Genomic DNA, 12,118 nt, shown 5'->3' on the forward strand with positions numbered 1-12,118 from the left:
AGAATGGTACGATATGGCTAGAATTTAGGAGAAAAGAGAGTGACCATGTTACGAAAAATTATCGGATGGATTTTGCTCCTTTGCATAATCCCATTGTTTGCATTTACAGTTATCGCTTCCGGAAAAGAAGTAAAACAAATGAAGTCCCTGGATCAGGTGCTTGATAAGAATATTGATTTGAAAGAGATCAGCCTTGTTCAGAACAGCTACATGTACGACAGGGACGGATCTCTGGTCTCGGAAATCGTCAGCGATGATGAGAACCGTGTGCTGGTTCCCTTCAAGAAGATTCCCGAAGAAGTCAAACAGATATTTTTAACTTCCGAGGACCGCCATTTTTACGAACATAAAGGCTTTGACTTTATGGGGATGGTGCGGGCGGCCGCTTCCAACGTGAAGGACAAAAAGATTGACCAGGGGGCCAGCACCATCACACAGCAGCTTACAAGAAACTTGTATTTGAGCCACGAGCGCTCCTTCAGCCGCAAACTGACTGAGCTCGCGTACTCCTATCAGCTTGAGAAAAAGTATACGAAAAATGAGATTCTTGAAGCCTACCTAAATACGATTTATTTTAATAACGGCGTTTATGGCGTCGGATCAGCTGCTGAATTCTATTTCAGCAAACCGCTGAAATCTCTCACACTGGGAGAAATGGCTTTTATTTGCGCTATACCTAATAACCCTACATTATATGATCCTCTCAAGCATTTTGACTACACGAAAAGCCGTCAAGAACGCTTGCTTAAAGGGTTAAAAAATGCCGGAGTCATTACGGACAAAGAGCTGAAAAAAGCCGTAAAACAAAAAATCAAACTGGATGTCGAAGAGAAAGAAGACAAATATCCGGACTACGTTTCCTACGTAAATGATGAATTCACTCAACTAGTGTCTGAATCTGAAGGCTTTGATAAGCGTCTTCAAAAAGCGTCAGGAAAACAAAAAGACAAGATAGAAAACGAGCTGTCCGCCAGAGTCAGCACACTTCTGAAAGACGGCGTAAAAATTTATACCGCACTTGATCCGTACATGCAAAATCAAGTCGTGGCACAAATGAATTCGAAGCTTCCGTATGCGGGCGTACAGGGCGGAGCGGCTGTGATTAATCACCAGACGCATCAAGTTGTCGCTCTATCCGGCGGCAAAAACTATCATAAGTATGATTTTAACCGTGCCTACCAAGCATACAGACAGCCAGGGTCATCCATTAAGCCGCTTCTCGATTACGGACCTTATATTGAACAGACAGGTGCGACGGCAAGCAGTACAATTGATGCCGGCAAATTTTGCAGCAGGGACTACTGTCCGCAAAACTACAATAACCGCACATACGGCACAGTAACGCTCGATACAGCGTTTAAAAACTCGTATAATACACCGGCCATCAGAATGCTGGACCGTGTTGGCATCCAAAAAGCATTCAGCTATATTGAGCCGTATCATTTTTCAAAGCTTGTCAACAGCGACTATCTTCTGCCGGCGGCGCTTGGCGGATTTACACACGGCATGACGCCTCTTGAGATGACAAAGGCGTATACAACATTCGGCAACAGCGGAAGCTACTCGCCGAGCCACGCGATTACAAAAGTGACGGATTTAAAAGGAAAAACGATTTATAAATGGAATGACAAAGCGACACAGATATTCAGCGTCCGCACAAACATGCAGCTGAAAAAACTGATGTCTTCCGTTGTCAAAAGCGGGACAGGGAAAAAAGCATATTTCAAAGCGCCTTATATCGGCGGTAAAACGGGAACCTCAAATGATTATCATGATATGTGGTTCGTCGGCCTGACAGATACGTACACAATGGGTGTCTGGGTCGGAAAAGATACACCGAGCAGCGTTGAATACCTTCACAGTATCAGCCCTCAGCTTTCCATCTGGAAAGGAACGCTGCAGGCAGCTTATTAAAGAATCGGAGGGGATCTGCAGTGACATCAAAACAAATTCCAAATCGCGTATTGCTGTTTGACGGTGTGTGCAACTTATGCAACGGTGCCGTTCAATTTATCATAAAGCGTGATCCAAACGGTTTGATTTCATTTGCATCGCTTCAATCGGAAACAGGACAGAGCCTGCTGAAAAAAAGCGGGCTTCCGACTGAGCATTTTGACAGCTTTGTCTTTATTGAAGACGGCCAGGTTTACACTAAGTCAACTGCAGCCATAAAGGTTTTCAGGCATCTGCGGGGCCCATGGCGGCTCTTCGTCCTGTTTTTTGCAGTTCCGAAACCTGTCAGAGATATACTCTATTCTTTTATTGCCAAAAACCGCTATAAGTGGTTCGGCAAAAAAAATGAATGTATGCTCCCCTCCCCTTCTATAAAAAATAGATTTTTACCATAAACGAAAAAATGGCTAGCTTACACAGGTAAGCTAGCCATTATGCTATTATAAAGCTTGATAAATATGAACAGAATACCGATAACAAATGTAAACCAAAACAGCAGTTCCAACAGAATGAATCCGACCAATGACATGATAGAAAGTGTTGAATAAATCCGGTAAACAACGAACACAAAGTAAGCAAGTGTAACAACTGCAAACCAGATCACAATCCAGATGACATTTTGCAATAGCACAAAGGATAAGATCCCGCCGCCTAAATATATGATAGAGCCCATTCTGACTGTTTTCAGGTTGTTTCCTTCCGGATCATTTGCGAAAAACAGCAGTGACAGCTCAGTCACGGTATTTGCAATTAATTTCAGAGCGGACAGAACCATAAAATATAAAAGTGCAAAGGCCGCAAATAACGCAAGTCTGATTCCTTTCTCAGAGAAGTAATCGAGCATCCCATCGTACATTCCAAATGAAGACAGCATCTTCAATGCATAGAGTGAAGTTGAAATGGATAAAGACGAACTAAAAAGCAGGATCGCAATCAGCGGAAAGTATCCTGTCAAATAAGTATTTTTCATATAAAAAAGTCCCTTTCTGTAATCTACCTCATTTATTATGGAGGACTTAAAACACATTGACAAGATAAATTATTCCATTTTTTCTCCTTTTTACGAATTACGGTCCCAAATCTTCACAAAGCGGCATTTTGAGAGTAAAGTAGTACGCAGGAATCATAAAACGTAAGGAAGTTTTATATGAAAAAAACATTAAAACTGCAAACCAGACTCACCATATTTGTCTGTATCGTCGTGTTAATCGCACTGCTCATCACCTTTTTTACTGTCGGTGCCCAAACCTCTAAAAGGATACGTGATCAGGAAAGAGACACAGCGCTGCAAACGGCTGAAATGGTTGCCGACGCACCGATTACTGCCTCCGCTTTGGAGAGCGGAAAAAACCAGAAGGAACTGCTCAGCTACACGCTGGACGTCCAGAAAATTACCGGCACAGAATTTGTCGTTGTCATGGATATGAACGGCATTCGCAGAACCCATCCGGACCACAGCAAAATCGGAAAAAAATTCAGGGGCGGAGATGAAGCCGAAGTATTAAAAGGACATGTCCATATCAGCACTGCCTCAGGCACGCTTGGGAAATCGCAGAGAGCGTTCGTGCCTGTCTACGCTAAGAATGGAAAACAAGTCGGAGCCGTTGCGGTCGGCATCACAGTGAATGAAATTGACGAAGTCATCAGCCACAGCTTACGGCCGCTCTATTTTATTATTTGCGTCAGTATATTCGTCGGCGTCATCGGAGCTGTTATCGTCGCACGCACGGTGAAAAATATCATGTACGGACTTGAACCGTATGAAATCGCGACACTTCTTCAAGAACGGAGCGCCATGCTTGAATCAACGAAAGAAGGCATACTCGCTGTCGATGAACACGGTAAAATCAAGCTTGCCAATGCCGAAGCAAAGCGCCTTTTCATTAAAATGGGCATAGAAACAAATCCCGTCGATCAGGATGTCAATGACATCCTGCCGAAGAGCCGTCTGAAAAATGTCATTGAGACCCGAAAACCTCTTCAAGACAGAGATGTGCGCATTAACGGATTAGAGCTTGTATTTAATGAAGTGCCCATCCAGCTAAAAGGACAAACCGTCGGAGCGATTGCGACATTCCGGGACAAAACCGAGGTAAAACATTTAGCTGAACAGCTTTCCGGTGTTAAAATGTATGCAAACGCACTGAGAGCGCAGTCTCATGAATTTATGAACAAACTGCATGTGATACTAGGTCTCGTCCAGCTGAAAGAGTATGACGATCTTGGAGATTATATTAAAGATATTGCCATTCAGCAAAAATCAGAAACGAGTGAAATCATAAATGATGTTAAAAGCTCCGTGCTGGCCGGATTTCTGTTGGGAAAACAGAGCTACATACGAGAGCAGGGCGCAAATCTCGATATTGAATGCAGCGGGGTTATTCCAAACGCAGCAGATCCTTCAGTCATTCATGAACTGATTACGATTATCGGGAATCTCATCAACAACGCCTTGGACGCTGTTGCCAATATGCCGAAAAAACAAATCACGATGTCCATGCGTTTTCATGACAAGATATTGGACATCGAAATTACCGATACAGGAGCCGGCATGTCCGAAGAAGACCAAGTCAAGGTATTCGAACAAGGCTATTCAACAAAGGGCAAAAACCGGGGATTCGGCCTTTATTTCACCCAGCAAAGCATGGAGAATTTAAAGGGCCAAATGATTATCACCAGCGAAAAAAATGAAGGAACCACATTCAGTCTTCGCATCCCGTACGAACCGAAGGAGGAAAACCATGATTAATGTACTAATAGTTGAAGATGACCCCATGGTGGGTGAATTAAATAAACGATATTTAAGCCAAATAGAAGGCTTTCAGCTGAAAGGTATCGCCTCTTCCTTTCAAAGCGCTCTGCATATTTTAGGAGAGCATCATATCGATCTTATTTTGCTTGATATTTATATGCCGGGCAAAAACGGGCTTGAGCTGCTGACGGAATTGAGAGCCCAAAATGAAGCGGTTGACGTGATTGTCATCTCTGCGGCAAGCGAGCTGGACGTCATCAAAAAAACACTTCGTTACGGAGCTGTGGATTACTTAATCAAACCGTTTGAATTTGAACGTTTTCAGACTGCCCTTTCTGATTACAGACGAAAACAAAAAGTGTATTCCACCCATCGAAACATGAGCCAAAAAGAATTGGACGCGGAACTGTTTCATAAGAAGGAAGCGACAGAAAAAGTGCACCTGCCAAAAGGGCTGACAAAAAGCACGCTGAAGCTGATTTGGTCCAGCATTCAATCCTTTGAAAACGAGTCCTTTACGACAGAAGACCTGGCAAATCATACTGAAATATCTCAAGTATCCATCCGAAAATACTTAAAATTTCTTGAGGATATACAGGTTCTGAATGTCGAAATGGCGTACGGAACGATCGGAAGACCAGTGTTTCAGTACAATGTCAATACAGGCAACCTTAACGGAATTAAGCAATATTTATAAAAAAACGCACTGTTCATGTCGAGCAGTGCGTTTTTTTCTGTCACATCTCTTGCCAAGGTGCTTGAACCTTTCGCCAATAAGCTATACAAGAATAATAAAGGACTTTTTTGTATATTTGAGTATATAATTCTAAAAATACTTATTTTTTAAAAAATAATGCGTAATTCTATTTATTTCTTGTAAGTAAAATGATAAATTATGAGTGGTTAGTTGATCCCTAGACTAAGTCATAAGTCACACTTCAGAAAGAGATGTCACGGTTTTCCGCCCGGAACACCTTCCGCATCCTTCTCTTCCCCGCCTTTCGAAGGAAACATTCACGCCACACTTACTAAGGGAAGATCAGAACTGTCTCAGCTCATTCTAATTGTTATTATCTGAAAATTTTATCGATTCTAAGAATTGAGTGAGGCATCCCATCTCATGACTGACCGGATCAGCTTAGGCCAAATTTTTCTGGGGGGTTATATCTTGAATAAACGCAAAATCGGATTGGCGATGTCACTTGTAATCGCAGCGGGCACCATTTTAGGCGCATGCGGAAACAGCGAAAAAAGCAGCGGAAACAGTGAGGGCAAAAACAAATTCAGTGTGGCGATGGTCACCGACATTGGCGGGGTTGATGACAAATCTTTTAACCAATCAGCATGGGAAGGCATCCAAGCCTTCGGTAAAGATAATGGCCTGGAAAAAGGAAAAAACGGATACGACTACCTGCAATCTAAATCAGATGCAGATTATACAACAAACTTAAATAAATTAGCGCGTGAGAATTTCGACTTGATCTATGGCGTTGGTTATTTAATGGAAGATTCAATCAGTGAAATCGCCGATCAGCGCAAAAATACAAACTTTGCGATTATTGACGCAGTTGTCGATAAAGACAACGTCGCAAGCATTACGTTTAAAGAGCAGGAAGGCTCATTTCTCGTCGGAGTGGCCGCAGCTTTAACAAGCAAATCAGGAAAAATCGGATTTGTGGGCGGCATGGAATCCGAGTTAATCAAAAAATTCGAAGTCGGCTTCCGTGCAGGGGTTCAGGCCGTAAAACCTGACGCAACTGTCCAGGTGAAGTATGCGGGCGGATTCGATAAAGCGGACGTTGGAAAAGCAACCGCCGAGAGCATGTATAAGTCAGGCGTTGATGTGATTTACCACTCCGCAGGCGCCACCGGCACAGGTGTCTTTACAGAAGCCAAGAACCTGAAAAAAGAAGACCCGAAGCGTGATGTTTGGGTGATCGGAGTCGATAAAGATCAATACGCAGAAGGCCAAGTAGAAGGAACAGACGATAACGTCACCCTTACTTCCATGGTCAAAAAGGTTGATACAGCAGTTGAAGATTTAACAAAGAAAGCAAGCGAAGGCAAATTCCCCGGCGGAGAAACTCTTACATACGGACTTGATCAAGACGGAGTCGGCATTTCTTCCTCTAAACAAAACCTATCGGATGATGTAATCAAAGCAGTTGATGATTGGAAGAAAAAAATCATCGACGGATTAGAAGTGCCGGGAACAGAGAAAGAGCTGAAAAATTTCAAAGCTGAATAAGAATCGCGGGGATAAGGAGAAGAGCCCTTATCCCTTGTTTTTCTTTCAGAGCAAAGCTGCACATGTCCTTGCGGCTTTTCTATTGCCAGTCTCTTATTTAAAAGCATCTTGAAAAAAGGAGCGGTCAATTCTGTGGAATATGTCATTGAAATGCTCAATATACGCAAGGAGTTTCCCGGTATCGTCGCAAATGACAACATTAATCTTCAGGTCAAAAAAGGCGAAATCCACGCGCTGCTCGGTGAAAACGGAGCGGGCAAATCAACTTTGATGAACGTCCTTTTCGGGCTGTATCAGCCAGAAAAGGGGGAAATTCGGGTCCGCGGTGAGAAGGTGCACATCAACAGCCCGAACAAAGCGAATGATCTCGGAATCGGCATGGTGCATCAGCATTTTATGCTTGTCGATACATTTACAGTTGCTGAAAACATTATTCTCGGGAAGGAGCCGAAAAAGCTCGGGCGGATTGACCGAAAACGGGCTGTCCGAGAGGTTCAGGACATTTCCGACCGATACGGACTTCAAATTAATCCCGAGGCAAAAGTAGCTGACATATCCGTCGGCATGCAGCAGCGTGCAGAAATTTTAAAAACCCTCTACCGCGGGGCTGACAATCTGATATTTGATGAACCGACAGCTGTGCTGACGCCTCATGAAATCAAAGAGCTCATTCAAATCATGAAGAACCTCGTCAATGAGGGAAAATCAATTATTTTAATTACCCATAAACTGAAAGAAATCATGGAGGTTTGTGACCGCGTTACCATTATCCGCAAAGGAAAAGGCATCAAATCACTGGATGTCCGGGATACAAATCAAGACGAGCTCGCCAGTCTGATGGTCGGCCGCGAGGTATCGTTCAAAACAGAAAAAAAAGCGGCTCAGCCGGGATCTGAAGTGCTGGCGATTGACAGAATCACTGTAAAAGATACTCGCGGAGTAGAAGCTGTAAGGAATTTATCGCTTTCTGTCAATGCCGGAGAAATTGTCGGCATAGCCGGCGTTGACGGAAACGGACAGTCAGAGCTGATTGAAGCGATTACAGGACTCCGAAAAACGGAGTCTGGAACCATTTCCTTAAACGGAAAACAGATACAAAACCTGACGCCGAGAAAAGTAACGGAATCCGGAATCGGGCATATTCCACAGGACCGCCATAAACACGGCCTCGTTTTGGATTTTCCGATCGGTGAGAATATCGTGCTCCAAAGCTATTACAAAAAGCCTTATTCAGCATTCGGTGTTTTACATAAAGGCGAAATGTATAAGAAAGCACGCAGCCTGATCAGCGAGTACGATGTCAGAACCCCCGATGAATATACACACGCGCGGGCATTGTCAGGCGGAAACCAGCAAAAAGCAATAATCGGAAGGGAAATTGACCGAAATCCTGACTTGTTAATCGCCGCCCAGCCGACTCGCGGCCTTGATGTCGGAGCGATTGAATTTGTCCATAAAAAACTCATTGAACAGCGTGATGCCGGAAAAGCCGTTCTTCTTCTATCGTTTGAGCTGGATGAAATCATGAATCTCAGTGACAGAATCGCTGTCATTTTTGAAGGCAGCATCATATCCAGCGTCAATCCGCAGGATACGACTGAGCAAGAGCTCGGCCTCTTGATGGCGGGAAGCACGCAAAAGGAAGCGGGGAAAGCAAATGGTTAAACGACTCTCTCATTTACTCGTGCCGCTCATTGCAATCATGCTTGGCTTGCTGGCCGGCGCACTTATTATGCTTGCGAGCGGATACAGTGTGATCAGCGGCTATTCCGCTTTATGGAATGGGATATTTGGAGAAATCTATTACATCGGGGAAACCGTCCGGCAGATTACACCTTATATTTTATCCGGATTAGCTGTTGCTTTCGCGTTCCGAACCGGGCTTTTCAATATCGGGGTAGAGGGACAGCTGCTAGTGGGCTGGACAGCTGCCGTTTGGGTCGGAACGGCGTTTGACGGACCGGCATATATTCATATGCCGCTTGCACTGATCACAGCGGCTGCAGCAGGCGGTTTATGGGGATTTATTCCCGGCTTTTTAAAAGCACGGTTCTATGTTCATGAGGTCATTGTCACCATTATGATGAATTATATCGCGCTGCATATGACCAATTATTTGATTTCAAAAGTCCTGACAGACAATCAGGATAAGACGGAAAAAATTCACGAATCGGCCTCACTGCGCTCGCCGTTTCTTGAGCAGATTACGGATTATTCAAGGCTTCACTGGGGGATCGTCATCGCCCTTCTCGCAGCTGTTGTTATGTGGTTTATGATTAACAAAACAACGAAAGGCTTTGAGCTTCGGGCAGTCGGATTCAACCAGCATGCGTCCCAGTACGCCGGTATGAGCGTGCGGAAGAATATTATGACCTCCATGCTCATTTCAGGAGCTTTTGCAGGCCTTGCAGGTGCCATGGAAGGCCTGGGAACGTTTGAATACGCAGCTGTCAAAGGCGCATTTACCGGCGTCGGCTTTGACGGTATTGCCGTCGCTCTTCTGGGCGGGAACACTGCGGTCGGTGTTGTGCTTGCGGCAGCTTTGCTTGGCGGCCTCAAAATCGGGGCATTAAATATGCCAATTGAATCAGGCGTACCTTCTGAGGTTGTCGATATTGTGATTGCCATTATCATTCTGTTTGTTGCTTCAAGCTATGCCATTCGTTTTGTCGCGGATAAATTGAAGAAAAAGGGGGCGAACTAAGTGGACTTTCTGCAGATTGTATCAATCATTGTCCCTGCCACACTCGTATACGCAGCCCCGCTTATTTTAACCGCTCTCGGCGGCGTATTTTCCGAGAGATCAGGCGTCGTCAATATCGGCCTTGAAGGCCTTATGATTATCGGAGCATTCACCAGTGTTTTATTCAATTTATTTTTAGGCCCTGAATTGGGAGCCGCAGCACCTTGGCTTTCGCTCATTGCCGCTATGGCAGCCGGCGCGCTGTTTTCACTGATTCATGCGGCAGCGGCGATATCGTTTCGCGCTGATCAGACAGTCAGCGGCGTCGCCATTAATATGCTGGCGCTTGGGGCTACTTTATTTATCGTAAAGCTGATTTACGGAAAGGCGCAAACAGACAAAATTCCCGAGCCTTTTTATAAAACAAGTATTCCCGGCTTGAGCGACATCCCCGTATTGGGAAAAATCTTCTTTTCAGATGTCTATTATACGTCTATTCTCGCAATTGTCCTGGCCTTTATTTCGTGGTTTATCTTGTTTAAAACCCCGTTCGGCCTCCGTATTCGTTCCGTCGGAGAACATCCGATGGCGGCCGATACTATGGGGATCAATGTTTACAAAATGCGCTATATCGGCGTGATGATCAGCGGATTGTTCGGCGGCCTCGGGGGCGGCGTATATGCGTCAACGATTGCCCTCGACTTTACGCACTCTACCATTTCCGGGCAAGGCTTTATCGCACTCGCCGCCCTTGTATTCGGAAAATGGCATCCGATCGGCGCACTCGGCGCTGCCCTGTTTTTCGGATTCGCGCAAAGCTTAAGCATTATCGGCTCACTGCTCCCTCTTTTTAAGGACATACCGAATGTATATATGCTGATTGCCCCTTACGTATTAACCATTCTCGCCTTAACCGGCTTTATCGGACGCGCAGATGCGCCAAAAGCAAATGGTGTGCCTTATATCAAAGGAAAACGGTAACCACATCTCCCTGGGAAGCGGCTTCTCAGGGATTTTTTCTGCTCCAAAATACCCAATTAATTTAGTTGTTTATTAATTATTTAACTTAAAAAAATATCCTTTGTTAGCGCTTTCTTGTAGACTGTAACAAACAATACATGGGGGTGTATGACAATGGGAGCAATTCACAAAACAGAGGAAGTTTTACCTGAGCACAAAGACGCACAGGAGAAAAGCCTGTTTAAGAAAATATGGACTTGGGAAATCGGCGTGATTCCTCTCCCATTATATACAGCATTAGCTGTCATTATTATTCTTGCGGCCTATTACAACGAGCTGCCTGCAAACATGCTGGGCGGTTTTGCCATCATTATGATTTTAGGTGTCTTTCTTGGCGATATCGGCCAGCGGATTCCGATTTTAAAGGATATTGGCGGTCCTGCTATTTTATCTTTGTTTGTGCCATCTTTTTTAGTTTTTTATAATGTGTTGAATCCATCATCATTAGATGCTGTAACCAATTTAATGAAAACGTCTAACTTTCTTTATTTCTATATCGCTTGTCTTGTTGTAGGAAGCATTCTTGGAATGAACAGAACTGTTTTAATACAGGGATTCATCAGAATGTTCGTTCCTTTAGTAGCGGGCACAATTGCGGCGGTTGCGGCCGGCGTGCTCGTCGGATTCATCTTCGGCTACAGTGCCTATGATTCCTTTTTCTTTGTCGTTGTGCCGATTATTGCCGGGGGAATAGGTGAAGGAATTTTGCCGCTCTCGATTGCTTATTCGCAAATATTGGGGTCTTCCGCTGATGTGTATGTGTCGCAGCTGGTTCCTGCCGCTATCATTGGAAACGTTTTTGCTATTATCTGTGCTGCTTTAATGAAAAAACTGGGCGAAAAACGTCCTGACCTAAACGGCAATGGGCGTCTCGTTAAATCTAAGAAAGCGAACGATATTTTCAATCAAAAAGAGGCTGAAGCTAAAATTGACTTTAAACTGATGGGAGCCGGAGTCCTGATCGCTTGTACGTTCTTTATTTTCGGCGGTTTACTGGAGAAATTTATCTTCATCCCGGGCGCTATTTTAATGATTATTTCAGCAGCTGCAATCAAATATGCAAATATCCTTCCGAAAAAAATGGAGGATGGCGCGTACCAGCTTTATAAGTTTATTTCATCAAGCTTTACATGGCCGCTTATGGTAGGCCTCGGGATTCTCTTTATCCCTTTAGATGACGTGGCGTCTGTGATTTCTATTCCGTTTGTCATCATTTGTATTTCAGTTGTCGTTGCCATGATTTCTTCCGGATATTTTGTAGGCAAGCTGATGAACATGTACCCTGTTGAATCCGCAATCGTTACCTGCTGTCACAGCGGTCTCGGCGGAACGGGAGATGTCGCCATTTTGTCCGCTTCAGGAAGAATGGGCCTTATGCCATTCGCCCAAATTTCTACACGTCTTGGCGGAGCTGGAACTGTCATTTGCGCGACGATTTTACTTCGCTTTTTCACTTCATAAT

General features: G+C 44.4%; 10 protein-coding genes. 9 read left to right on the forward strand and 1 reads right to left on the reverse strand.

All coding sequences use genetic code 11. The features are described 5' to 3' along the window. The first annotated feature begins 39 nt into the window (after window positions 1-39). Both NSS75_RS16980 and NSS75_RS16985 read left to right on the forward strand, forming a co-directional pair. Window positions 40-1,914, forward strand: coding sequence for a transglycosylase domain-containing protein (locus tag NSS75_RS16980; protein WP_024122661.1), 1,875 nt, complete (start codon window positions 40-42; stop codon window positions 1,912-1,914). Window positions 1,915-1,934: 20 nt separating this feature from the next. After that, window positions 1,935-2,348 (forward strand): thiol-disulfide oxidoreductase DCC family protein, encoded by a 414-nt coding sequence (locus tag NSS75_RS16985; RefSeq protein ID WP_024122662.1) that lies wholly within the window; start codon window positions 1,935-1,937, stop codon window positions 2,346-2,348. Window positions 2,349-2,365: 17 nt separating this feature from the next. Here the strand turns inward: NSS75_RS16985 and NSS75_RS16990 are convergent, their stop codons facing one another. Further along, window positions 2,366-2,923: a YufK family protein gene (locus tag NSS75_RS16990; RefSeq protein WP_024122663.1), complete on the reverse strand. Its 558-nt coding sequence runs from the start codon at window positions 2,921-2,923 to the stop codon at window positions 2,366-2,368. Between the two features lie 177 nt (window positions 2,924-3,100). On the opposite strand from NSS75_RS16990, the gene maeL reads away from it, so the two are divergent. From maeL to maeN, 7 genes are all read left to right on the forward strand, one after another. Beyond that, complete coding sequence (gene maeL / locus NSS75_RS16995; RefSeq protein ID WP_024122664.1) at window positions 3,101-4,702, forward strand: two-component system sensor histidine kinase MaeL; 1,602 nt, start codon at window positions 3,101-3,103, stop codon at window positions 4,700-4,702. After that, entirely contained in the window at window positions 4,695-5,402 is a 708-nt protein-coding gene (gene maeM / locus NSS75_RS17000; protein ID WP_024122665.1) for a two-component system response regulator MaeM, read from the forward strand. The genes maeL and maeM overlap by 8 nt, the downstream gene beginning before the upstream one ends. Before the next feature lie 471 nt (window positions 5,403-5,873). Continuing rightward, window positions 5,874-6,953: a guanosine ABC transporter substrate-binding protein NupN gene (gene nupN / locus NSS75_RS17005; RefSeq protein WP_024122666.1), complete on the forward strand. Its 1,080-nt coding sequence runs from the start codon at window positions 5,874-5,876 to the stop codon at window positions 6,951-6,953. Window positions 6,954-7,085: 132 nt separating this feature from the next. Then, the gene (locus tag NSS75_RS17010) at window positions 7,086-8,618 is read left to right on the forward strand and encodes an ABC transporter ATP-binding protein (protein WP_339234048.1); all 1,533 of its coding nucleotides are present in this window, start codon (window positions 7,086-7,088) and stop codon (window positions 8,616-8,618) included. After that, the gene (locus NSS75_RS17015) at window positions 8,611-9,657 is read left to right on the forward strand and encodes an ABC transporter permease (RefSeq protein WP_101860029.1); all 1,047 of its coding nucleotides are present in this window, start codon (window positions 8,611-8,613) and stop codon (window positions 9,655-9,657) included. Before NSS75_RS17010 ends, NSS75_RS17015 begins: the two co-directional genes overlap by 8 nt. Beyond that, entirely contained in the window at window positions 9,658-10,617 is a 960-nt protein-coding gene (gene nupQ / locus NSS75_RS17020; RefSeq protein ID WP_024122669.1) for a guanosine ABC transporter permease NupQ, read from the forward strand. A gap of 153 nt (window positions 10,618-10,770) precedes the next feature. Continuing rightward, window positions 10,771-12,117, forward strand: coding sequence for a sodium/malate symporter MaeN (maeN, locus tag NSS75_RS17025; protein WP_339234053.1), 1,347 nt, complete (start codon window positions 10,771-10,773; stop codon window positions 12,115-12,117). Window position 12,118 lies beyond the last annotated feature (1 nt).

It is taken from the genome of Bacillus sp. FSL K6-1012, from assembly GCF_037964915.1.
Lineage (GTDB): Bacteria > Bacillota > Bacilli > Bacillales > Bacillaceae > Bacillus > Bacillus halotolerans.

Coding starts and splice junctions, on each gene's coding strand:
- NSS75_RS16990 (WP_024122663.1), bottom strand. CDS start 2,923: ATGAAAAATACTTATTTGACAGGATACTTTCCGCTGATTGCGATCCTG.
- maeL (WP_024122664.1), top strand. CDS start 3,101: ATGAAAAAAACATTAAAACTGCAAACCAGACTCACCATATTTGTCTGT.
- maeM (WP_024122665.1), top strand. CDS start 4,695: ATGATTAATGTACTAATAGTTGAAGATGACCCCATGGTGGGTGAATTA.
- NSS75_RS17015 (WP_101860029.1), top strand. CDS start 8,611: ATGGTTAAACGACTCTCTCATTTACTCGTGCCGCTCATTGCAATCATG.
- maeN (WP_339234053.1), top strand. CDS start 10,771: ATGGGAGCAATTCACAAAACAGAGGAAGTTTTACCTGAGCACAAAGAC.